Below are 23604 nucleotides of genomic sequence, written 5' to 3' on the forward strand. Positions count from 1 at the left end.
TGGTTTTTTTGTGCAGGTCATTGAATATTTCAAGGAAGGTTGTTTATGCAAGATTCGAAAGTTAAAGCTGCAAGTGTTGGATATTTGGATTTTGTCAATTTGTTCAAGTTGAGTGATCTTGAACAAGCACTGCTGCCGTACAAAAACACCCGGCAATATGATGTTGCCATTCGTTATTATTTTGCCTGCAGCGCTTTGCTTGAATCATCGCGGCTGCGAAATCCGCTGGCGCTGTTCAAACAGGCTCTGGAGGATCTGGAGGATCTGGAAAAGCACCGCGTGCGCCGCGAAACGGAGCAAGAGGAGGCAAACCATTCCGATTCGGATTCGCCCCTGACACTTTCACAAATAAAAGAAAAGCTTGCAAACTTTCAGTCTAATATTCTTTCCAGTGTCGAGAAAGTTAATGCACCGGCGACGCAAGTGCCGAAGATTTTGCACTTTGTGTGGTTGGGTGGAGGCATTGGCGAGATTCAACGCGATTACATTAATCTCTGGAAGCAAGTACTGGTCGGGCAGGGGTATAAAATCAATCTCTGGTATGACAGTGATGCAATGCTTGTCCATCAGACTACTCGCCTTATTGTCGAAGCCGCCAAAGTGCATGCAATGCAGCATGGTGGAGTTGACAGCACCACGGAAGAGAGGCTCGGAGAGGCATATGTAACTCGAGCCATTGTTCTGAAACAGCAAATGTTTGCTCATGTCAATGAGGCCGTTGAAAGCGGTATGTCTGCCGACACTGCCAGGGTGCAATTGTTGAGCAAAGCGTATGGTCAGCAGGAAAAGGATCTGCAATCTCTTAAAGAGCGCAATTTGCAGAGCCTGCAGGCGGTGGCAGGTGGCGATTTGCAGTTGCGCGATTTGGCCGGCGCCTCGCAACCTATGCAATTGCAAGACATTTACGATCGGGAAATGCGCTTGCGCGGCAATCTGGCCGCCGGTTCCGATGTTGTGCGGCTAGAGGTACTGGAGCCAGAAGGCGGAATATATTCGGACGTCGACAATCTTCCGCCGTTGTTGAAGGTGTTGGGGGGGGTGGATATCAGCAAGCTCGGCACGAATGCCGAGCTTGGCATCACTCAACTGCTGTTGGATCACAACCCACACTGGATGCCCGGACGTCAGGCATTGCGCAGTCGTTACAAGAATTATGGCCACTACATCCCCGAGGAACATCGTGCAGCGCTGGAGTCTTTTGCCAAAAGCGCGCCGGATTTGAGTCAAGTCTTCCAGGCACCGAGCGACCTGTTGGCACGCCCCTACATGCTGCGTGCCGTGGCTGAAATGGGTTCAGTGACCAACGCTTATCTGATGGCTCATCCGGGTGCGCCGATGCTGCAGTCAGTGAAGGAGTGCCTGGGCTTTAACTATGCAGTGATCGACTCGGTAGACATGGCCGCAGCGGCCAAAGGTTCAGCACCAGGAGACACCGATGCCAACTACGAGCTGGCGATTGTCGAGATCGAGCGCCGACTCGGGCCTTTAAGCGCATTGCCTAACATGCAAGAGTCGGCAATGTATCGGTTGGCGGTCTCTATCGCCGAGTATCACAGCGACGGTATCCGTCCGAAAAAAGAGGTAACGATTTTCCTGACCGGTCCAGGGGCTATGCGCCGGGGTATGCAGGACTATGAGCGGGCTCATTTCACGCCCAGTGAGGCCGCCGCTTTACATAATGAGGTGGGCATCGAACCGGGAGGTGTGGTCACTCGTTCGAGCGAGGAGGAACAGGATCACTCCTGGAAAGACAACGAAAGCGATCTCGATCAGTGGGTAAAAAATGAAAAACAACGTTGGCATGACGGCCAATACAAAACCCGCTATGCAGGCGACATCGACGAGTTGCTGAAACACACGACCCTCGAATTCGAGCTGGGCTGGCCAGTTATCGAGGGGCGTCATGTGCTCAATACCGACTTGTTGCAACGCATGGCCGAGCGCCTTGGACAGTCTTTTTCCAAGGCGATGATGAGCTGCCAGGACGGCAAGGTTGTGTTCGCCGACAGGCTGCCGCTCAACTTCGAGCATCGTCAGGCCATCCGCAATCAGGACATTCGCCTCCGGCCCCCCGCATCCTTGAGCACTCAGTCTACTCAGGGGCTCGCGCTGGATGAACTGTTGATCGGTCTTGGCAAGGGGACCTGGCAGCTTGCGCACCTCAGTCCGTTGCAGCGTTTGACGATAGGCGCTTTGCTGGGAGCCGAATCGCTGGATGATCAAAGTTTTTCTGCACTGAGCGGTGCAATGGACAATTTGACCAACAGCCTGAGTGAGCGTGGGACGTCCGGGCGCTATGCGGCGATCGAACAGCAACTCTATCGGCGCCTGGCGCCAGCCTTTGTAACGGCCATGGCGAGTGTCGACGATGGCTTTTCGTTGCTTTCGGTCAATGCGCTGAGTCTGAAGAAGGACGCGTTGGCCAAGGCTGTGACGCTGGCCGACTGGGGGCGTCAGGTGGCACAGATCCAACGGCTGGCCATTCAGGAACATCGCGAACAGGTCCAGTTGAAGGTGGAGCAGGTGCTCGATCAGTTCGACGCTGGCACCGTAAAACTGGTGCCTCAGGATTTGTTGATGCACGGGCCGGGTGACAGGGCTGCGGGGCGCTGTTTTCCACTGGCATTGGCGATGAGTGCTGCCCTCACCCAGGGCGAGGGCTCGACCCGACAATTGCGCGAGCGGTTTTACCTGGCGGTGCTGCAGCCGGAGCACTCAGATTCGAGGGCCTTTCTGGGGGCGCTGGAGGAATTGCGTGGGGTGAAAGTCGCAGAGGTGGGCACGGCGCTCGGGCGGGTCGATATGGACAGGGTGGTCGCTACCCTCGAGGAGTCCGCCGGTACCCGAACCCTGATGCTCAACTCGGACAACCACTCGATGCTGGTGGCGCGGAGTTTCAACGGTGTGGCACACATTTACCACTTCTACGATCCGAACTTCGGCCTGTTCGAATTTGACAACCAGGTGACCTTCAAAACGGCCCTGAATCGGTTTTTCAGGCTTGCAGGCATAGCCCGTCATTACGCGCTGTACGGGAAACCAGACCGACCGTTGTTCGATCTGTTCGATGTGCAGGGTGAGAAAGTTGCCGATGTGGACCTGTCGAATGGCACCAAGGTGAATCAGTTGTTCAAGGAGGAGCCGTTACCGGACACGCCATTCAGATCCATCCGCCAGCGGCTGAACAGTGCTCACGGCCAATCTCTGGTGGAAAATCCGCGCCTGGGCAAAGCTTTGCTGTCTGCGGACAATGACTGGTGGGCCGAGCAGATTGCCGACGTCACTTCACGCTTGCAGGAGGGCCATGACTCGGTGTCGCCTCTGGTGCCGTTGTTCGACTCGCTGGAAGTGACGTCAGAGGGCAGCTATCGGGTGAGTATGATTGATCCGAAAAGTGGCGAGGTGGTCGCCACGGTCCTCAGCCAGGATGATCGCCTGCTGCGGATCAGGAACTATCTGACGGAACTGTTCTCGGCGCTCGGTGGCAAACGTAGGGTGGACATCGGGGCAGACGCCACCGAGGCTGCGGCAGTACATACGCTGAATGCCGGTTTTGCGGTGCAGTCGTTGATGAGTGCATTGCGCGGGCGCGAAGGCGCAGACCGCACAATGACCACTGCTGTGCAGTGGCACGCCTACGTCAATTACGCGCAACTGGTGCATGGCAACGCAGTTGATGTGGCAGGTCTGATTAGCCTGGTGCAAGCCGCGTTGCGCGATGAAAAACTGATCGCCCGCACCAGTGCAAAGGTGGTCGGCGAAGCTCTCGAGCCATTGAGCGGCAGCACCTTCGGTACCGTGGCCGGACATGTGGCCAACGAGGGTATCGGTGCCGTGCTGGGCCTGGCCAATGTCGGATTCGATATTTATCAGGTGGCGACGGCCCGCAACGATGTCGAAACGGTTACCTATTCTACTCAGTTGGCCTTTGACGCCAGCAGCCTGGCCCTGACCGGTGCGGGACTGGGTGCCGCACTTGCCGGAGCAGGAACGGCGGCAGCGGTGCTGGGGGGCGCGGGGGTGATCCTGGGTGGCCTGGCGGTGGGCGTGGCGGCGCTGGCGCAGAACTTCGCAACGATCGCCGAAGAAGCGAAAGCGGTCGGACTGTTTTTTGCGGAGCTTGAGGACGCTCATCACGGGGCTGGATATCGCTACAGCGGCGAGCAAGGTGCCTGGTTGCCACGACCGTCTCTGATTTTCAATGCAGTGGATCTGGGCACCGGAAAGCTCTCGCTCGACAGCACCCGCCTGTATCCATTGCGCGATCATTTCGGCGTGCCGGAATTCGAGGTCGACTACTCACGAGCCATTCATCTGAGCAATGAACTGGGCTACCCGACCGAAATGAAGTTCGCACCACCGGCCGGGCAAGCCATTGTCCTGCCGTGTACGCCAATGACCTGCTACCGATACGAGTATCAGATCCTGCCATTTGCATCGCAGCGCCACGACAAGGGCTTTGATATTGCCCGGCGTCTGGAAAAGAAAAAAGCGGACGGTCAGTGGCTCTTTCTTTTTTCGTTCTATTCGTTTCCCAGCCACTACATCGTCCATCGGATGTATCCCGATTACCGGCCGACCCAGATCAGCGTCACACTCGACGCCCAGGCGCGAAAGTTGATCGTGCCGGTGATTCCGAAAACCTGGCATGAGCAGATCAGCTACCGGATTCAGGGTGGAGGAAACACATGCACACTGGTGCTCAACCCTGGTGTCAATGTCGAGCTGACGTCATTGGGTAATCAGAAGGACCGCTGGATCATTGCCGCACCGTGGGCCGTCGAGAAGGATATTGTGTTCGGCAGCGACGGGCAGTTCAGTATCAAGGGTTGCCAGTTCAAGGTCACGGCGGTCAACACGCCGGAAATATCCCTGATGATCGAAAATGGCCGAATCTTCAGAATCGCAGGCACCAAACAGCTTGAGTTGCAATTGCTCGAGGAACAGGCGCCCAAAGGGCTGGACGACCAGATCCTGCAGGATCATCTGCATGCACTGGCGCGAGCTCATCGACTGGCGTTGCGTTATACGCCGATCCGCGATTACCTGATTCCATTCGAGAACATCGAAGCACCCCGTTATACCAATGCCTGGTACGACGCCGTGGAGGACCGGATTCTGTATATCCGCAACGATGAGTTCTTCAGCGAAGACAAACAGCTGTCGCTGGTGACCGGCGACACGGTGTTCTTCCATGATCCGAATGAATACGACATTTGCCAGGTCAATGCCGACACAGGGCTGCTCAGCCACCGCTATCGCTTGATGTTCCGGTTCGAGGGTCTCAGCACAATTCGCAGTGTGGAGGCCGATGAACAGGGGGTTGTCCATGTGGTGCAGGAGTATGCCCGTCAGGACGGCACAATCGAGCGCCTGAACTATCTGATCCACAAGGGTGAACTGTGGCTGAGCTCGATCACCCGTGGACTCGAGCCGACTTTCGAGGCCTTGCTCGATGACCGAAAGGCTTTGACTGACTGGGCGCCGTTGCTCGGTGATTGGGTGGAACACAAACCGGTTCTGACTGACAGAGGGTATGCCACGGTCGACTGGCAGCTCGCGTCTTACGTTTCGATTTGCTGGAAGATTGAAGAGAACGCCCGGGACATGGCTTGGGTTCGCACCCGCGACAATCTGATCGTACGCCCGGTACCGCGCCGTCACCGTGACCGCGGATGGCCGGACTCGATCCAGAATCTGAAGGAATTGATGTTGCTGCCGCTGGCCGATGACAGCGATGTATTTGTCATCTACGACCGCCGATTCCAGAAGTTGTGTCGGGTTCAGTTGACCATGACGCAGGGACAGGGCCAATGGTCGCACGATTGGGTGCAGCCCGAGCGCCTGAAGCAGGTGACGGCTGAGCACAACGGTTATCAGGCACGGACCGAGGACGGATTGTCGTTCGAAATCGGCACTGACGGTAACGTGCGTTTTGCGGGTCTGGCCGAGCCATGGCTCAAGGGGCGCAGGCATTGGTGGCTGGCGCTCGAAGCCGTAGCCCGGCAGCACGCTGTCGAGCAATTCTCGATTGTCGGGGTTGCCAACGCTACCGGCGATGCGCGGTTGCATGCCTGGTACGTGGATAACCGGGTGTTGTTGTGTGACGCGCCACAGACGCAGATTCGGTTGCTCGGTATGACGCCGGACAATCAGTCGGCATGGTTGTTCGAACCCGAGGGTGGCGAGATCTGGCGCCAGACCTTTATCAATACGCAGCAACTTGAGCAGGCGTTCGCAGAGGGGACGCAATTGTTGCACGCCCGGATGCTGCCCAGGCCGGAGCGCCAATGGACGGCGTGGCGATTTACCGACGTGCGGATTGTCGGTGCTGGCCTTTTGGGCACAACGCAGGAAGGGGTGGTGCTGCAACTGCAGTACCTGGAGCCACCATTGATCAGCGGAGTACAGCACGATTGGCTGGCAGCCCATGGCGAGCATTTGATCAGCGACCTGCAGGCCTTGCTGGAAACCGAAGACCACCGCCCGTTCATTTCGCTCGCGACCCAGGATGCCAGTTTGCAGTGGTATATCGCTGACAGTGCGCGGGTGATCCGGATCCCTGCCGTGGATCTCCCGGTGGATTTCGAGCTGCTGGGCGCCCGACGGCATACCGATCTGGTGTTGCATGAGCCGCTGGAGCGAGTCGTTCAGGGCTATCCGAGCATGCGCCAGATCAAACCACTGGATTATGTCGAGCGCACGGGCGACGTGCTGGTACTCGAAGGGCAGGTGGATGCGTACGATCCTCTGCCGCTGATTCCGGACGACGTGCGTACGCTCGTCCTGCGGGTGGGGCGTGGCTCGATGAAATGGGTACTGGCCGAGGCGCTCATGCGCAAACTCGACTCATTGGTGGTTGACTGTCGTTATCCGCTGGGTGTCCGCCCGCAGGTCATGAGCCGCTTGATCCTGACGCTGGACGATCCACAGAGGCTGGAGGTGGCGATAGTCGAGGATCATCTGATTGTGATCGACCCGGACAGTGGACATTGCGTGTTGGTACGCCATGCGGATGCGCAGGATCTGGCTTTGCGTGGTGATGCCGTGCTGGAGGTCACAGGCCTGCGTCCGTGCCAGGTGTCGACACTGGTGCGCTGGCTCAAGGCGCGCAAGGATGGAGGCGATAGTGTGACGCTGAAAGGCTTGATCGATCAGGCAAGCAAGAAAACCGTCGAGCCTGTCGGTTGATGGATTGGGAGCACTGACGAAAAAAGACCGCCGACGTTACCGTCGGCGGTCTTTTCGTTTCAGGGTTCAAGGCACCAGATAGCCTTTGACCCCGGTAAAAATGATCTGCGCTGCCAGTGCGCACACGAACAGCCCCATCAGTCGGCTGACGATCTGCAAGCCTTGATCACCGAGAATCCGCTCGATGCGGTTCGACAGATAAAGCACGACACCCACGGTAAAGCTGGCGAGGGCGATGCTCATGATCGCGAACAGCTTGTCGTCCCAGTGTGGCTGGCTGACGCCCATCACCAATAGCGCACCGATGGTGCCGGGGCCGACGGTCAGCGGAATGGTCAGCGGAACAATCGTCACGTCCTGCTGCACGTTGTCGGTCTGCACGGCCGACTTGCCCTGCGCCATGCCCAGCGCCGAAATGAACAGTACGCTGCCGGCGCCGATGCGGAAGGCGTCCACCGTGATGCCGAACACATCGAAAATCACCCGCCCGAACAGATACAGCAACACGCTCGAGACCAGCGTGGCAACCGCCACTTTCCAGGCCAGGCGGCGTTGTTCCTTGCGCGAATAACCGCGGGTCAGGCTGATGAAGCAGGACAACACGAAGAACGGGCTGTAGAGCACCAGCATCTTCAGGTAAACACTGAATAACACGTGGAGCATGGCGCGGGCTCGCTGGCGGGGAAAGTCGGGGGAGTCTAACAGGCGCTATCGTGTCTGTCGGCTCACGACGGTTGCGTCGTCGCTCGGTTCTGCTGATCACGCTGGGCCACCCAGTGCTCGATCAGCTCACGCAGTTGCGACAGCTCCACCGGTTTGGCCATGTGCCCGTCCATCCCGGCCTGGCGCGCGCGCTCCTTGTGTTCGGCGAGGATGTGCGCGGTCAGCGCCACGATCGGCGTGCGGATGCGCTGATTGCCGACTTCCCAGGCCCGCAGTTGCTGGGTGGCGGAGAAGCCGTCGAGGATCGGCATTTCGCAGTCCATCAACACGAGGTCGTAGCGCTGGGCTTTCATCGCCTGCAAGGCTTCTTCGCCATTGCTGGCGGTATCCGGTTGCAGATTGAGTTTGCCGAGCATGCCGCGGATGACCTTGGTGGAAATCGTGTTGTCTTCGGCCACCAGAATGCGGAAGTCGCTCGGCACCTTGACCGGCGCTGCGGGGCTGGCCGGCTGCGGCTGGAACACCACCTGGCCACGGTTGCGCTGGTTGAGCTCGTCGGCGAGCGTGGTCTTGAGCGTGTAGCCGGCCACCGGTTTGGCGAGGATGCGCTTGATCCCCGAATTGCGCGCAATGATCTTGCTTGGCGCATTGCTGATGCCGGTGAGCATGATCAGCAGGATGTCGTGGTTCAGGCTCGGGTCTTCCTTGATCTTGGCGGCCAGTTGCATGCCGGTCATGCCGGGCATGTTCTGGTCCAGCAGAACCACGTCGAAATAGTCGCGCAGGTGCGCCTTGGTGCGCAGCAGGGCCAGCGCTTCCTTGCCCGACGGCACGGCGCTGACGTTCAGGCCCCAGGCGCTGCATTGCTGCACCAGCACCTTGCGGCAGGTGTCGTTGTCGTCGACCACCAGCACGCGTGCGCCTTGCAGCGGGCTGTCGAGGTCCGAGGTCGGGTGCTCCAGGCGATCCGGGTCCAGCGGCAGGGTCAGCCACAACGTACTGCCCTGGCTGGCGCCGCTCTTGATGCCGAACTCGCCCTGCATCAGACGGATCAATTGGCGGGCGATCACCAGCCCGAGGTTGCCGCCCAGACGGTTGGCCGACAGGAAATGCTTGCTGTGCAACTCGGCGTGCATCAGCGCGTCGCGCTCTTCCTGATCCATCGGCTGGCCGCTGTCCTGCACGGCAATGCGCAGGCGTGGGCCGGCGCTGCGTTCGTCGAGGGCGACCACCACCAGTACTTCGCCTTCCTCGGTTTTCTTCAGGGCGTTTTCCAGCAGGCTCAGCAACGTCTGACGCAGGCGCGTCGGATCACCACTGATGACCCGTGGCACTTGCGGCTGGATGAAACTGATCAGCTCGACGTTCTGCTGTTCGGCCTTGGCGCGGTAGATGCTCAGGCAATCGTCGATCAGCGCGTTGAGGTCGAACTGCACATCGTCCAGTTCGATCTGCCCGGACTCGAGCCGCGAGATGTCGAGGATCTCGTTGATCAGGGTCAGCAATTCGTTGCCGGCGCTGTGGATGGTCTGCACGTAGTCGCGTTGCTTGACCGACAGCGGCGTGCCGAGCAGCAGTTCGGTCATGCCCAGTACGCCGTTCATCGGCGTGCGGATTTCGTGGCTGATCTTGGCCAGGAATTCGGCCTTGGCATTGATCTCGGCGTTGCTCGCGGCGAGGTCACGGCTGATGCTGAAACGGCTTTCGGTAATGCTGCGCTGACGTTCGCCGAGGGCGATGCTCATCAGCAGGCCACTGATGCAGATGAAACCCATCAGGGTCATGATCAGGCCTTGCGGCGCCACCAGGGTCAGCCCCAGCAAGGCCGGGAGGATGATCAGCGTGCCGATGTTGAACACCACCATCGCCGCGACGAACAGCCGGGCAGGGCGGTAGCCTTTCTGCCAGTGATAGGAACCCACCAGCAACATGCTCAGGCCGGCCAGGGCGACGAGTGCATAGGTAATGATGTTCAGCGGCAGGGTGTTGACGAACAACAGCAACAGGCTGCAGATCACGATGAACAGAATGTCGCCGATCAGCAGCTTGTTCAGCGGATGCGGGCCGAGCGGGGCGAAAAAGCGGTAGGCGAACATCAGGCCGGCCGGTGCGGTCAGCAGCAGGGCCAGGTAGGCGCCGGGGGTCTGGATCGCGTGCCAGTTCGGCAGCCACGGACCGGCGAGGTTGAGCAGCAGCAACAGGCTCAGGCCCAGCAGCACTTCACAGATGGCCAGCCACAGGCTGCTGCGCGAGCGGGTGTAGGCGTAGCGGATCAGGTTGTGCAGGATCAGCATTGCAAGGCAGCCGAACAGCAGGCCGTAGATCAGCGTCTGGTTGTGATTGGCCGCGGCCATCACTGCCGATTGCAGGGTGATGTACGGGCGCAACTGGTGATCGGAGACCAGTCGCAGGTAGACGTCGAGGGGTTTGTCGCTTTGCGGCAGCGGCAGCATGAAATCGCTGCTGGGCAGCGGTCGTTCCACCTGGGGCTGGGTGGTGCCGGTGTCGCGCTGCTCGATCAGGCGATCGCCGTCGAGGACATACAGATTGAGGTGCGACAGGTCGGGGGCGAAGATCCGCAGCACTTGTTCGTGCTTGCCGGGCGCCAGCCTGAAGCGCAGCCACAAGGCGCCATCGGGTTCGGCCGCGGTGAGGCGGTCAAGCTCGATAGGGCTGAATTGATTGGTGTAGCGGGCGGAGCGGATGTCGCTCAGCTGGAGGTTGCCCTGATCGTCAAGCAATACCGACCAGCCACTGCCTTGCGCGGCCTGGGCCGGGAGCATGCAGAGCAAGGTCAACAGCGTGACGGTGAAACCTATGGCAATCCTGAGCCAGCGCACGGCGAAATCCCTTCGTAGGTTGATGCCAGAATATAACGATGCGCAGCGTCGGAACAGTCCGGCAAGGGCGATGAGCCCCTGCCGGAAACACAGCGTAGCTTATTACTGAGACTCACCGCGTTCACGGGCAATGGCGCGGTAGCCAATGTCGGTGCGGTAGAAGCAGCCTTCCCAGTCGATGGCCTTGGCCAGTTTGTAGGCCTGCTCCTGGGCGGCGCCGACGCTGGCACCCATGGCGGTGGCGCACAGCACCCGACCGCCGGCCGTCACGACGTTGCCGTCCTTGAGCGCAGTACCGGCGTGGAAGACCTTGCCTTCCAGTGCGGCGGCGGCGTCCAGACCGTTGATCGGCGCGCCCTTGGCGTAGTCGCCCGGGTAACCGCCGGCGGCCAGCACGATGCCGACGCTCGGACGTGGATCCCACTGCGCTTCAACCTTGTCCAGCGCCTGAGCCAGGGCGGCTTCGACCAACAATACCAGGCTCGATTGCAGACGCAGCATCACCGGTTGGGTTTCCGGGTCGCCGAAGCGGCAGTTGAACTCGATGACCTTCGGATTGCCGGCCTTGTCGATCATCAGACCGGCGTACAGGAAACCGGTGTAGACGTTGCCTTCGTCGGCCATGCCGCGCACGGTCGGCCAGATCACCTGGTCCATCACACGCTGGTGCACGTCGGCGGTGACCACCGGTGCAGGGGAGTAAGCACCCATGCCGCCGGTGTTCGGACCGCTGTCGCCGTCGCCGACGCGTTTGTGGTCCTGGCTGGTGGCCATCGGTAGAACGTTCTTGCCGTCGACCATGACGATGAAGCTGGCTTCTTCGCCGTCGAGGAATTCTTCGATGACAACGCGTGAACCGGCGTCGCCAAAGGAATTGCCGGCGAGCATGTCGCGCACGGCGTCTTCGGCTTCGGCCAGGGTCATGGCAACAATCACGCCTTTACCGGCGGCCAGGCCGTCGGCCTTGATCACGATCGGTGCGCCTTTTTCACGCAGATAAGCCAGGGCCGGCTCGATCTCGGTGAAGTTCTGGTAGTCGGCGGTCGGGATCTTGTGGCGTGCCAGGAAATCCTTGGTGAAGGCTTTCGAGCCTTCCAGCTGCGCGGCGCCGGCGGTCGGACCGAAGCAGTCCAGGCCACGGGAGCGGAACAGGTCGACGACGCCGGCCACCAATGGCACTTCCGGACCGACGATAGTCAGGGAAACGTTTTTCTCGGCGAAGTCAGCGAGCTGCTCGAGGGCCAGCACATCGATGGCGACGTTCTCGCACTTGGCTTCAATCGCGGTGCCGGCGTTGCCCGGTGCGACGAAAACCTTCTGCACTCGCGGATCCTGAGCCACTTTCCAGGCCAGGGCGTGTTCGCGGCCACCGCTGCCAATGATCAAAACGTTCAAAGAGAGACTCCTTCGGAGAAAGCTGCAAGCTACAAGCTGCAAGCAAGAGCGAGTGTGTGACTCTCGATTACAGCTTATGGCTCTGAATTAATGAGGCTGCAACTGCAAGAAGGAGCGATACCTGACTGCTCTTTCTTGCAGCTTGCAGCTTGAGGCTTGTAGCTGCCGTGTATCAGTGACGGAAATGACGCATTCCCGTGAACACCATCGCGATGCCGGCTTCGTCAGCAGCAGCAATCACTTCAGCATCACGCATCGAGCCACCTGGCTGGATCACCGCCGTGATACCGACCTTGGCCGCATTGTCCAGACCGTCGCGGAACGGGAAGAACGCGTCCGACGCCATCACCGAACCAGCCACTTGCAGACCGGCGTGCTCAGCCTTGATCGCGGCGATACGCGCCGAATTCACGCGGCTCATCTGGCCGGCGCCGACACCGATGGTCTGACGGTTCTTGGCGTAGACGATGGCGTTGGATTTGACGAACTTGGCCACTTTCCAGGCGAAGATCAGGTCGTGGACTTCCTGTTCGGTCGGGGCGCGCTTGGTCACCACTTTCAGGTCGTCGGCGCCGATCATGCCGATGTCGCGGCTCTGTACCAGCAGCCCGCCGTTGACGCGCTTGTAGTCCCAGGCCGGAACGCGATCGGCCGACCACTCGCCGCAGGCCAGCAGGCGTACGTTGGCTTTGGCAGCAACGATGGCGCGGGCTTCTTCGCTGACGCTTGGTGCGATGATCACTTCAACGAACTGACGCTCGACGATCGCCTTGGCGGTCTCGGCATCCAGTTCACGGTTGAAGGCGATGATGCCGCCGAACGCCGATTCGGTGTCAGTGGCGTAGGCCAGTTCGTAGGCCTGACGGATGCCGCCTTCGGCGTCCGGGCTCACGGCCACGCCGCACGGGTTGGCGTGCTTGACGATCACGCAGGCCGGTTTGACGAAGCTCTTCACGCATTCCAGCGCGGCGTCGGTGTCGGCCACGTTGTTGTACGACAGTTCCTTGCCTTGCAACTGGGTGGCGGTGGCGATGCCGACTTCGGCAGGCTTGGCTTCAACGTAGAACGCCGCGCTCTGGTGCGGGTTCTCGCCGTAACGCATTTCCTGAGCCTTGATGAACTGGCTGTTGAAGGTGCGCGGGAATTCGCTGCGACCTTCAGTGCTCAGGGTTTCGGCAGCCTGGTTCACGGTGCCCATGTAGTTGGCGATCATGCCGTCGTAGGCGGCGGTGTGTTCGAACGCCTTGAGCATCAGGTCGAAACGCTGAGCGTAGGTCAGGCCACCGGCCTTGAGGTTTTCCAGGACGTTGGCGTAGTCGCTGGCATTCACCACGATGGCCACGTCTTTGTGGTTTTTCGCCGCCGAACGGACCATGGTCGGGCCGCCGATGTCGATGTTCTCGATGGCGGTCGGCAGGTCGCAGCCCGGCTTGCTGATGGTGGCTTCGAACGGGTACAGGTTGACCGCCACCAGATCGATCGGCTTGATGCCGTGCTCGTTCATGATCGCGTCGTCGATACCGCGACGACCGAGGATCCCGCCGTGGATTTTCGGGTGCAGGGTTTTCACCCGACCGTCCATCATCTCTGCGAAACCGGTGTAATCCGCGACTTCCACTGCGGCCACGCCGTTGTCCTGCAGCAGTTTGAAGGTCCCGCCGGTGGAAAGGATTTCCACGCCCAGGGCTTCCAGCTCCCTGGCGAATTCGAGGATCCCGGTCTTGTCGGAAACACTGATCAAGGCGCGGCGGATCGGCAGGCGGGTAGTCTGGTCGGTCATCTCAATTTCCATCAAAAGCAAGGGAAGTCAGCAAAAAAGGCGACCGGTTTTACGCGGGCGCCTTTCTGGTTTGATTGAATGCTTACAGCAGATCGTACTGCTTGAGTTTCTTGCGCAGCGTGCCGCGGTTCAGTCCGAGCAGCTCGCTGGCCTTGGTCTGGTTGCCCTTGACGTAGTTCATCACGCTTTCGAGCAGGGGAGCCTCGACTTCGGAGAGCACCAGGTTGTACACGTCCGTGACGGACGCGCCCTCAAGGTGGGCGAAATAATTGTGCAGCGCCTTCTCGACACTCCCGCGAAGGGTCTGGCCTTCTTCGCTCGGGGTATTGAGGTGCTGTTTCAAATTCACGTTGTCGCTCACGGGTGTTGTTCCACTCACTAAAGTCTCGGTCATCATCGTCATGCGGCCACCCCTTCTCCGTCCCCTGTCAGGCTCTTGTAACGTTCGGCGAAGAACTCCCGAACGTTGGCGCATTGTGTTTCCGTACCATCCAAACGATTGAAGTGGGCGCGAAATTCCCTGGCGCCCGGCAAGGTTGCGAGATACCAGCCCACATGCTTGCGGGCAATTCGCACACCCATCACGTCCCCATAGAAGGCGTGAAGGGCGGCCAGATGCTCAAGCAGAATGCGTTCCACCTCGATCAGCTCCGGCGCCGGCAGTTTTTCGCCGGTACGCAGGAAGTGTTCGATCTCGCGAAAAATCCATGGCCGCCCCTGGGCAGCCCGGCCGATCAACAGGCCATCGGCACCGGTCGCGTCGAGCACGTAGCGGGCCTTTTCCGGCGATACGATGTCGCCGTTGGCAAAGACCGGAATCGACACCGCCTGCTTGATCGCGGCAATGGTGTCGTACTCGGCTTCGCCGGTGTACAGGTCGGCGCGGGTGCGGCCATGCACCGCCAGCGCCGTGATCCCGGCCTGTTCGGCGATCTTCGCCACGGTCAGGCCGTTCTTGTTGTCGCGATCCCATCCAGTGCGGATCTTCAGGGTCACCGGCACATCAACCGCCGCCACGACGGCATGCAGGATCTCGGTAACCAGTGCCTCATCCTTCAACAGCGCGGAGCCGGCGGCCTTGTTGCAGACCTTCTTCGCCGGGCAACCCATGTTGATATCAATAATCTGTGCGCCCAGCTCGACGTTGGCCCGGGCCGCATCCGCCAGCATCTGCGCATCGCCACCGGCGATCTGCACCGAGCGTGGCTCGGGATCACCTTCGTGGATCATGCGCATGCGCGACTTGCGGGTGTTCCACAGGCTCATGTCACTGGTGACCATTTCCGAGACTACAAGCCCTGCGCCCAGACGCTTGCACAGCTGACGAAAGGGCTGGTCGGTGACACCCGCCATCGGGGCGAGGATCAAGCCGTTCTGCAATGTATATGGGCCGATGCGTACCGCCGACATAGGACTTCCCTGAAGTGGGGCCGGATCATGAGAGTTCGAAAAAGGGTTGGCATGATACCCGCTCTCGATGACTGGATAAAGGCTGAATTGAACAAAATCTGAACAGTTATTCTGTTATTACCGCCGGTTTGGTTGTGCGGTGTGCAGTCAGAAAATTGCCGTCAATCCGGGAGCGGTGAAGCGCTTCACTCGGGTGAGTGGAAACTCAGGCTGTAGTTCACCGCTTTCGGGCCTGGGTCAAGGATGTCCAGAGCGATATGGATCGGGGTCTGCGGCGGCATTTCCGCCATGCCTTCGAGGTCGCCGTTGAGGTATTCGCCGGGTTTGAAGCGACGACTGGCGATCAGGTGACCGTTGAGGTCAGCGAAGCGCAGCTCCAGCAGCGGAAACGGCTGCGAGAACGGCGCGCGGTTATAAATGATCGCGTCCACCACCAGCGCACCGCTGAATTCCGGGTGGCTGCGCACCACCAGGTTGCTGCTCTTGATCTTGGCGATATCGACCTTGGACGGCACCGTGCAGCCGACTTGCGGGCAGAGTTGCTGGAACCACGGCCGGTATTGATCCTGGCGCGCCAGTTCGTCGAAGTGATAGGCGATGTATTGTCCGCCCAGGCCGGCGGCGGCCAGCACGATGAGCAACAGCCAGAGCAGGCGACGGCCCCAGGGCGAGCGGCGTTTTTGCCAGTCCAGTTGCAGCGGATCATCGGTCAGATCCTGCAAGGCTTCGGCGCGAGCACTGGACTCGACACGTTCGCGTTTTTTGCGCGCAGGTTCGATCAGTGGCAGTTCGTCGTCGACGTCATCGCTGGCTGACAGACGTTCGCGGCGGGCATTCGGGTCGATCGGATCGTGCAGGCGCAGTTGCGGGATCGGCGGTTCGTCGTCGAGATCCACCGGCTCCAGCGACAGCGAGGGTTCGGTGCGTTCCGGTCGGACGGGTTCAGGCTCGACGGCGTCGGGTTCATCTTCGACTTCGGGGGAGCGCTCATCTGCCGGTTCGCTGAACAGGCTGTCCGGCCACGACGTATCTTCCGGTTCGTGGCTGTCGCGGCGGGCGCTCAGGGCGTCCTCGCGTGGGCGGCCAAGCTCGGTGGTCGGCTGGATTTCCCGTTGCTCGAGGCGGGCCAGTTCTTCGTCCAGATCCAGGCTGTCCAGATCCAGCTCGGCGGCGCTCCATTGCTTCTGGCTGATGGCACGCGGCTCGGGCGTTTCGACGATGGCCGGTGCGTCGACGGGCGCCGGCTCGCTGATTAACGGCGCCACCGGCGTGACCGCTTCCTTGCCTGCGTGTTGCTCCAGCAGTTGCTTGGCGGCATTGAACACTTGCAGGCAGGAGCCGCAACGAACCACCCCGCGGGCCACGCTCAGCTGAGCATGGCTGACGCGGAAACTGGTTTGGCAATGCGGGCACTGGGTGACGAAGCTGTCGGTCATGCGGCGGTCCGGATTGAGCAGGCGGTCATTCTAGCGCCGACGGCCGGTGATGCGCACCCAGCCATCGCGATTGGCGATCGGGTCGAGATCGAAGTCCTGCGCGTAGGCGGCAGCGACTTCGTCACCTTGTTCGGCGAGGATCCCGGACAGTGCCAGGCGCCCGCCGGATTTGACCAGACCGGACAGTTGCGGCGCCAGGGAAACCAGCGGACCGGCCAGAATGTTGGCCACCAGTACGTCGGCTTTGACCTGCGGCAGGTCTTCCGGCAGGTACAGCGGGAACAGTTCGTCCGCGATGTTGTTGCGCCCGGCGTTGTCGCGGGAGGCTTCGAGTGCCTGCACGTCAATGTCGGTGCCGACCGCTTCTTTCGCGCCGAGCAGCAGGGCGGCAATCGCCAGAATCCCCGAGCCGCAGCCGAAATCCAGCACGTTGCAGTCTTTCAGGTCCTGGCCGTCCAGCCATTCCAGGCACAGGGCGGTGGTCGGGTGGGTACCGGTACCGAACGCCAGGCCCGGGTCCAGCAGCAGGTTGACCGCGTCCGGCTCCGGTGCGGCGTGCCAGCTCGGCACGATCCACAGGCGCTGGCCGAAGCGCATCGGCTGGAAACCATCCATCCAGCTGCGTTCCCAGTCCTGGTCTTCGATCACTTCGCTGTGGTGCTCGGGCAGCGGGCTGCCGGTCAGCAGTTCCAGGTGGGCCAGTACCGGGGCGGCTTCGGTGCCGCCCTCGAACAGGGCCAGCAGGTGGGTGTGCGCCCACAGCGGGGTGGTATTGAGTTCCGGTTCGAAGATCGGCTGATCTTCGGCGTCCATGAAGGTCACCGAAACGGCGCCCACTTCAAGGAAAGCGTCTTCGTAGGTTTCGGCTTGTTCCGGGCTGATGGCGAGTCTTACTTGCAGCCAAGGCATGGCGGGCACCTGTGAAAAAGATTGATTGCAGCCTAGCGGCCTGCGAGAAGCGCGCAAGTTTACGCGAGCGCGACGGTTTTGTGGGAGCGGGGAATGTGTGAGCAGATGAAACCTTCGGAAACAACAAAGCCGCCCGAAGGCGGCCTTGTCTGGTGCGGGCTGAAGCTTAGTGCTTCTCGCCAGCCAGCTTGTGCTCGAGGTAGTGAATGTTCACGCCCCCTTTGCAGAAGCCTTCGTCGCGGGTCAGATCACGGTGCAGCGGGATGTTGGTCTTGATCCCGTCGACCACGATTTCGTCCAGGGCATTGCGCATGCGGGCCATGGCTTCGTCGCGGGTCGCGCCGTAAGTGATCAGCTTGCCGATCAGCGAGTCGTAGTTCGGCGGAACGGCATAACCGCTGTACAGGTGCGAATCGACGCGAACGCCGTTGCCGCCTGGTGCGTGGAAATGCTTGACCGTACCCGGGCTCGGCATGAAGGTTTTCGGGTCTTCGGCGTTGATCCTACATTCCAGCGAGTGACCGCGGATCACCACATCATCCTGGGTATACGACAGCTTGTTGCCAGCGGCGATGCTGAGCATCTCCTTGACGATGTCGATACCGGTGACCATTTCCGAAACCGGGTGCTCCACCTGAACACGGGTGTTCATTTCGATGAAGTAGAAACGACCGTTCTCGTACAGGAACTCGAAGGTGCCGGCGCCACGGTAGCCGATGTCGATGCACGCCTTGACGCAGCGAGCCAGGACTTCCTTGCGCGCGTTCTCGTCGATGCCCGGTGCAGGCGCTTCCTCGAGAACCTTCTGGTGACGGCGTTGCAGCGAGCAATCGCGGTCGCCCAGATGGATGGCGTTGCCTTGGCCGTCGGACAGAACCTGCACTTCGACGTGACGCGGGTTGGTCAGGAATTTTTCCAGATAGACCATCGGGTTGCCGAACGCCGCGCCAGCTTCGGAGCGGGTCAGTTTCGCCGAGGCGATCAGGTCTTCTTCCTTGTGCACCACGCGCATGCCGCGACCACCACCGCCGCCGGCGGCCTTGATGATCACCGGATAGCCGACTTCACGACCGATGCGCAGCGCCGTTTCCTCGTCTTCCGGCAGCGGGCCGTCGGAACCTGGAACGGTTGGCACGCCCGCTTCGATCATCGCGTGCTTGGCCGATACCTTGTCGCCCATCAGGCGAATGGTTTCGGCTTTCGGACCGATGAAGGCGAAGCCGGAGTTCTCGACCTGCTCGGCAAAGTCGGCGTTTTCCGCGAGGAAACCGTAGCCTGGGTGAATGGCGGTAGCGCCAGTCACTTCAGCGGCCGCAATGATTGCCGGGATGTGCAGGTAGGAGTGCGCGGCAGAAGCCGGGCCGATGCAGACGGATTCGTCTGCCAGACCCAGGTGCATCAGCTCTTTGTCGGCCTTGGAGTAAACGGCGACGGTCTTGATGCCCATCTCTTTGCAGGCACGCAGAATCCGCAGGGCGATCTCACCGCGGTTAGCGATCAGAACTTTTTCCAACTTCGCAGTCATCAAAGGCTCTCCGCAGTTCAAACGATGGTGAACAGCGGTTGGTCGTACTCAACCGGCTGGCCGTCTTCGACGAGGATGGACTCGATCACACCGCTGGTTTCAGCTTCGATGTGGTTCATCATCTTCATGGCTTCGACGATGCACAGGGTGTCGCCTTTCTTCACGGTCTGGCCGACTTCAACGAAGGACGGCGAGGTTGGCGAAGATTTGCGATAGAAGGTGCCGACCATCGGCGAACGGGCAACGGTGCCGTTCAGCGCTGGAGCAGCAGCGGCAGCTGGAGCTGCGGCAGCAGCAACCGGAGCGGCAGCGGCGGCAGGTGCAGCGGCCGGAGCCTGCATCGGAGCCGGTGCGTAATACTGCTGCGCCGGGGTCTTGCTGTGACGGCTGATGCGTACGGACTCTTCGCCTTCCTTGATCTCGAGCTCGTCGATGCCGGACTCTTCCAGCAATTCGATCAGTTTCTTAACTTTACGGATATCCATGAATCATCAACTCCCAAGGGTCGGTCAGGGGCGTATAGCTTGGTGTTCAAGCTGCTCTAGTGCAGCCTCCAGGGCCAGTCGATAACCGCTGGCGCCAAGGCCGCAGATCACTCCTACCGCTACATCGGAGAAGTAAGAGTGATGGCGGAAAGGTTCGCGTTTGTGCACGTTGGACAAATGCACTTCGATGAATGGGATGCTCACTCCCAGCAGCGCGTCACGTAATGCGACACTTGTGTGTGTAAATGCTGCCGGGTTGATCAGAATGAAGTCCACGCCCTCGCCGCGTGCGGCGTGGATGCGATCGATCAATTCGTACTCGGCATTGCTTTGCAGATACAGCAGATGATGGCCGGCTTCACGGGCGCGGCGTTCCAGATCCTGATTGATCTGCGCCAGGGTGGTCGACCCGTAGGTCCCGGGTTCCCGGGTGCCGAGCAGGTTCAGGTTGGGGCCGTGCAGCACCAGTAGCGTTGCCATCTGCGTGTTCCTTGTTATGGGTGAGCCTTCGTCAGAACCCGGCGACTATGCCGCAAAGACTTTGTGACTGTCCAGTTCTCTGCAATAGCCAGCACGATGTCCGATGTTTGCGCAAAATATGTGACTGACTGATTAAATCCGGTCATTCACTTTAGCGACACGTTCGGCGAAGTCGCCGGCGTTGATCTCACCGATCACCCGCACATCGCGACGTTCTGCCCCGTCCTTGCCGAAGAACATCAGCGCCGGTGGGCCGAACAGGCTGTAGCGGTCGAGCAGGGTGCGCTGTTCGGCGTTGCTGGCGGTGATGTCGAAGCGGATCAGCCGATAGCCCTTGAGCCGATCCACGACTGTGGCGTCATTGAGTACTTCGTGTTCGATGACTTTGCAGCTGATGCACCAGTCGGCGTACCAGTCGAGCAGCAGCGGGGTGCCGGCGGTTTTCGCTTCGAGCAGTACCCGATCCAGTTCCGCCGGGGTGCTGACGGTCTGCCACGAACCGCTGTTTTGCGCGGTCGAGCCGCTGTCGGCGAGGCGTGCCGGGGCTATTGGATTCAGCGGGTCGGTCTGCCCGCTGAACGCGCCGTACCAGCAGGCCAGCGCATAAAACAGCAGGAACAGGCCCAGCAACTGGCCGAGGCGTTTGCGCGGCGGTTTGTAGACGAATTCCAGAGCGCCGAGGAACAGACCGACGCCGCCGGCCAGCAAGCCGATCAGCAGCAACGTGATTTGCCCCGGCAACACCCGGCTGAGCAAACCGATGGCCAGCCCGAGCAGCAACACGCCGATGCCGTTCTTCACGTACATCATCCACGGCCCGCTTTTCGGCAGCCACGCCGCGCCACCGGTAGCCACCAACAGCAGCGGCGCGCCCATGCCCAGGCCGAGCATGAACAGCTTCAGGCCGCCGCCCAGTGCATCGCCACTGGCGCTTATATAAAGCAGCGCGCCGGCCAGCGGGGCGGAAACGCACGGCGATACCAGCAAACTCGACACCACACCCAACACCGCCGCGCCCCACAGCGAGCCGCCTTCAGTGCGCCCGGCGATCCGGTCGAGGCGGCTGCTGATGAAGTGCGGCAGTTTCAGCTCGAATACGCCGAACATCGCCAGCGCGAACACAGCAAAGAACATCGCGAACGGCACCAGCACCCACGCCGATTGCAGCCGTGCCTGCAGATTCAGTTGCGCGCCGAACAGCCCCATCAAGGCCCCCAGCAGCGCGAAGCACGCGGCCATCGGCAGCACATAAGCCAGGGACAGATTGAAGCCACGCAAACCGCCGACCTGCCCGCGCAACACCACACCGGACAGGATCGGCAGCATCGGCAATACACAAGGCGTGAAGGTCAGGCCCAGGCCCGCCAGGAAAAACAGCGCCAGATCACGCCAGTCCCAGCCTGCTACCGGCGCGGACGCACCACTTGGCGCTGCGTTGCCCTCGATGCTCAGGCGTTCGGTTTCCGGTGGATAGCACAAGCCCTTGTCGGCACAGCCCTGATAGGTGACGGCCAGCGTGAACGCTCGGGAATCATTGCGCGGCAGTTCTACATCGAGAATGCCGTGGTAGACCTCGACGTCGCCGAAATACTCGTCGTGTTTCTGTTCGCCTTGCGGCAGTTGTGCGGCGCCGAGTTTCACCTCTGCAGGCTCGGCACGAAACTGGAAGCGATGCCGGTAGAGGTAATAGCCTTCGGAGGCGACGAAGCGCAATTTGACCGATTGCGGTGTGCTCTCGACCAGGCTCAGTTGAAAGGCTTCGCGCACCGGCAGGAAATCCGCGCTGTTGTTGACTGAGCCCAGCGTGGCGCTGGGTTTGCTGTCGAACAGACCGGCGGCGCCGGCCGGCAGGGCGAAGACGAAAAACAGCAGGCAGAGCAGACGGCGCATGACAATCTCGCGAATCAAAGGTGCGGGAATGATAGCGGACTTGGCCCTGCGCTGTGTGTCACACGCGGAACGCCTGCACAGCGGTGTGCAACTGGCCGCCCAGCAACAGCAGGTTCTCGCCTTGCTCGCGACCCTGGCCAATACGCAGCAGATTGTCCCCGCCCAATTGGTGAATCCGCTCGCTGTGATCGCGGATCTCGCTGACCGCGCCGCTCTGTTGCGCGGTGATCTCGGCAATGCGGATCGCAGTGTCGGAGATGGTCTGGATCGCGCCGACAATCCTGTCCAGCGCACCATCCGCCGATTGCGCCTGATTGGCGGTGGCCTCGGCATGTTCTACCTGGGCGCGCATGCCCTCGACCGATTGTCTCGCTGCAGTTTGCAGGCCGGCGATCAGGGTCTGGATTTCGGCGGTGGCGCCGGCGGTGCGTTGCGCCAGCGAGCGCACTTCCTCGGCCACCACGGCAAACCCACGGCCCATTTCCCCGGCGCGGGCGGCTTCGATCGCCGCGTTGAGCGCCAGCAGGTTGGTCTGGTCGGCAATCGAGCGGATCACCGTCAGCACGCCGCCGATGGTCGCCGACTCTTCGGCCAGGTGTTCGATCATTTGCGCATTGCCCTGCACTTCGCCAACCAGCGCGTGCAGGCCGGTGAGGCTTTGGCCAATCACTTGTTGTCCGTGTTCGACGGCCAGTCCGGCATGACGGCTGGCGTCGGCGGCCTGGCGCGCATCGCCGGCCACTTGCTGGATGGTCGCTTCCAGTTCGCCGAGGGAATCACGGATCAGCGCCGTATCGCCGGCCTGATGTTCGGCACCGCTGTGCAAGTCATTGCTCAGCTCGGCGAGGGTGCGGCTGCTGCCGGCCACTTGCTCGGCATTGCCGCGAATGGTCCCGACCAGATCCACCAGATAGGCGCGCAGGCGATTGAGCGAGGCTTCGATGTCGTGCAATTCGCGGTTGGTCTTGCCCAGATGAATGTCGCGACTAAAGTCGCCTTCGGCCCAGGTCGACAGCGCCGGGGCAAGGTTGGTCAAAGTGCGGGCCAGGCGCCGCTGCAGAGTATCGATCAGCAGTGCGATCAGCAGAATCAGACCGATCATCACGCCTTGCATCAGCCGTACTTCGCCCTGGATCTGCCCGTGCTGGGCGCGTACCACCGGTTCGAGGCCGGCGATGGCTTGTTGCACGGCGGCGATTTTCTGGTGGGTTGCGGTGCTCAGGTCGGTGCGTTTCTGGATCTGCTCGCGGGTGCGTGCGAGCTCCGCCGGGTAACGGCCGAGCAAACTGTTGAGTTCGCGTTTGAGACCGACGCCGGCGTCTTCGGCGGCGGCTTTTTCGGTGCTTTCGATGCCCATCAGCGCGGCGAAGTCATCGCTGCCGGACTCACTGCTGGCGACCACGCCGAGCAAGGGCAGGGCATCGATCGTCTGGGCCTGGGCGCGGATGTTGCTGACTTCGCGCTCGACATCGGCGGCCAGTTCACTGCGTCCGCTGCTGACCAGTTTGTCCCGGGCCAGCGACAGTTTGCCCAGATGTTGAGAGGCAACGAGCAGGGGCGTCAGGTAGGTCGCGTTGCCGCCGGCGTAGGTGCTGAGCTG

General features: G+C 60.8%; 13 protein-coding genes and 1 pseudogene. 1 reads left to right on the forward strand and 13 read right to left on the reverse strand.

The window, feature by feature from the left end:
- The first annotated feature begins 45 nt into the window (after nucleotides 1–45).
- Nucleotides 46–7191 (forward strand): TcdA/TcdB pore-forming domain-containing protein, encoded by a 7146-nt coding sequence (locus tag ACEN93_RS20010; protein WP_495610423.1) that lies wholly within the window; start codon nucleotides 46–48, stop codon nucleotides 7189–7191.
- A gap of 66 nt (nucleotides 7192–7257) precedes the next feature.
- Here the strand turns inward: ACEN93_RS20010 and ACEN93_RS20015 are convergent, their stop codons facing one another.
- The 13 genes and pseudogenes from ACEN93_RS20015 to ACEN93_RS20075 all read right to left on the reverse strand — a co-directional run.
- Complete coding sequence (locus ACEN93_RS20015) at nucleotides 7258–7854, reverse strand: MarC family protein (protein WP_007951032.1); 597 nt, start codon at nucleotides 7852–7854, stop codon at nucleotides 7258–7260.
- Between the two features lie 62 nt (nucleotides 7855–7916).
- Entirely contained in the window at nucleotides 7917–10694 is a 2778-nt protein-coding gene (locus ACEN93_RS20020) for a hybrid sensor histidine kinase/response regulator (RefSeq protein ID WP_039772033.1), read from the reverse strand.
- Nucleotides 10695–10796: 102 nt separating this feature from the next.
- Nucleotides 10797–12089, reverse strand: a complete 1293-nt coding sequence (gene purD / locus ACEN93_RS20025) for a phosphoribosylamine--glycine ligase (protein ID WP_007951030.1) — start codon at nucleotides 12087–12089, stop codon at nucleotides 10797–10799.
- A gap of 172 nt (nucleotides 12090–12261) precedes the next feature.
- Nucleotides 12262–13869, reverse strand: a complete 1608-nt coding sequence (purH, locus tag ACEN93_RS20030; protein WP_039772035.1) for a bifunctional phosphoribosylaminoimidazolecarboxamide formyltransferase/IMP cyclohydrolase — start codon at nucleotides 13867–13869, stop codon at nucleotides 12262–12264.
- An 82-nt stretch (nucleotides 13870–13951) separates the two neighbouring features.
- Nucleotides 13952–14272 (reverse strand): DNA-binding transcriptional regulator Fis, encoded by a 321-nt coding sequence (gene fis / locus ACEN93_RS20035; protein ID WP_002555375.1) that lies wholly within the window; start codon nucleotides 14270–14272, stop codon nucleotides 13952–13954.
- Entirely contained in the window at nucleotides 14269–15279 is a 1011-nt protein-coding gene (gene dusB / locus ACEN93_RS20040) for a tRNA dihydrouridine synthase DusB (RefSeq protein ID WP_007951027.1), read from the reverse strand. Before dusB ends, fis begins: the two co-directional genes overlap by 4 nt.
- 185 nt (nucleotides 15280–15464) lie before the next feature.
- Nucleotides 15465–16715, reverse strand: a complete 1251-nt coding sequence (locus ACEN93_RS20045; protein ID WP_085667755.1) for a DUF3426 domain-containing protein — start codon at nucleotides 16713–16715, stop codon at nucleotides 15465–15467.
- Between the two features lie 30 nt (nucleotides 16716–16745).
- Nucleotides 16746–17624 carry a 50S ribosomal protein L11 methyltransferase gene (gene prmA, locus ACEN93_RS20050; protein WP_007951025.1) on the reverse strand — a complete coding sequence of 293 codons (879 nt, stop codon included), beginning with the start codon at nucleotides 17622–17624 and terminating at the stop codon, nucleotides 16746–16748.
- 166 nt (nucleotides 17625–17790) lie between these two features.
- Nucleotides 17791–19149, reverse strand: coding sequence for an acetyl-CoA carboxylase biotin carboxylase subunit (gene accC, locus ACEN93_RS20055; RefSeq protein WP_011332264.1), 1359 nt, complete (start codon nucleotides 19147–19149; stop codon nucleotides 17791–17793).
- 17 nt (nucleotides 19150–19166) lie between these two features.
- Entirely contained in the window at nucleotides 19167–19634 is a 468-nt protein-coding gene (gene accB, locus ACEN93_RS20060) for an acetyl-CoA carboxylase biotin carboxyl carrier protein (RefSeq protein WP_007951023.1), read from the reverse strand.
- A 24-nt stretch (nucleotides 19635–19658) separates the two neighbouring features.
- Nucleotides 19659–20114: a type II 3-dehydroquinate dehydratase gene (gene aroQ / locus ACEN93_RS20065; protein ID WP_064593231.1), complete on the reverse strand. Its 456-nt coding sequence runs from the start codon at nucleotides 20112–20114 to the stop codon at nucleotides 19659–19661.
- A gap of 132 nt (nucleotides 20115–20246) precedes the next feature.
- Nucleotides 20247–22004, reverse strand: coding sequence for a protein-disulfide reductase DsbD (locus ACEN93_RS20070; RefSeq protein ID WP_495610424.1), 1758 nt, complete (start codon nucleotides 22002–22004; stop codon nucleotides 20247–20249).
- A gap of 58 nt (nucleotides 22005–22062) precedes the next feature.
- Nucleotides 22063–22569: pseudogene (locus ACEN93_RS20075) on the reverse strand (methyl-accepting chemotaxis protein); the annotation flags it as partial.
- Nucleotides 22570–23604: the final 1035 nt, after the last annotated feature.

The sequence above is a fragment of the Pseudomonas sp. Pseusp21 genome, assembly GCF_059492145.1.

Coding starts and splice junctions, on each gene's coding strand:
- ACEN93_RS20070 (WP_495610424.1), bottom strand. CDS start 22,004: ATGCGCCGTCTGCTCTGCCTGCTGTTTTTCGTCTTCGCCCTGCCGGCC.
- ACEN93_RS20010 (WP_495610423.1), top strand. CDS start 46: ATGCAAGATTCGAAAGTTAAAGCTGCAAGTGTTGGATATTTGGATTTT.
- accB (WP_007951023.1), bottom strand. CDS start 19,634: ATGGATATCCGTAAAGTTAAGAAACTGATCGAATTGCTGGAAGAGTCC.
- aroQ (WP_064593231.1), bottom strand. CDS start 20,114: ATGGCAACGCTACTGGTGCTGCACGGCCCCAACCTGAACCTGCTCGGC.
- ACEN93_RS20015 (WP_007951032.1), bottom strand. CDS start 7,854: ATGCTCCACGTGTTATTCAGTGTTTACCTGAAGATGCTGGTGCTCTAC.
- ACEN93_RS20045 (WP_085667755.1), bottom strand. CDS start 16,715: ATGACCGACAGCTTCGTCACCCAGTGCCCGCATTGCCAAACCAGTTTC.
- fis (WP_002555375.1), bottom strand. CDS start 14,272: ATGACGATGATGACCGAGACTTTAGTGAGTGGAACAACACCCGTGAGC.
- purH (WP_039772035.1), bottom strand. CDS start 13,869: ATGACCGACCAGACTACCCGCCTGCCGATCCGCCGCGCCTTGATCAGT.
- dusB (WP_007951027.1), bottom strand. CDS start 15,279: ATGTCGGCGGTACGCATCGGCCCATATACATTGCAGAACGGCTTGATC.
- accC (WP_011332264.1), bottom strand. CDS start 19,149: ATGACTGCGAAGTTGGAAAAAGTTCTGATCGCTAACCGCGGTGAGATC.
- prmA (WP_007951025.1), bottom strand. CDS start 17,624: ATGCCTTGGCTGCAAGTAAGACTCGCCATCAGCCCGGAACAAGCCGAA.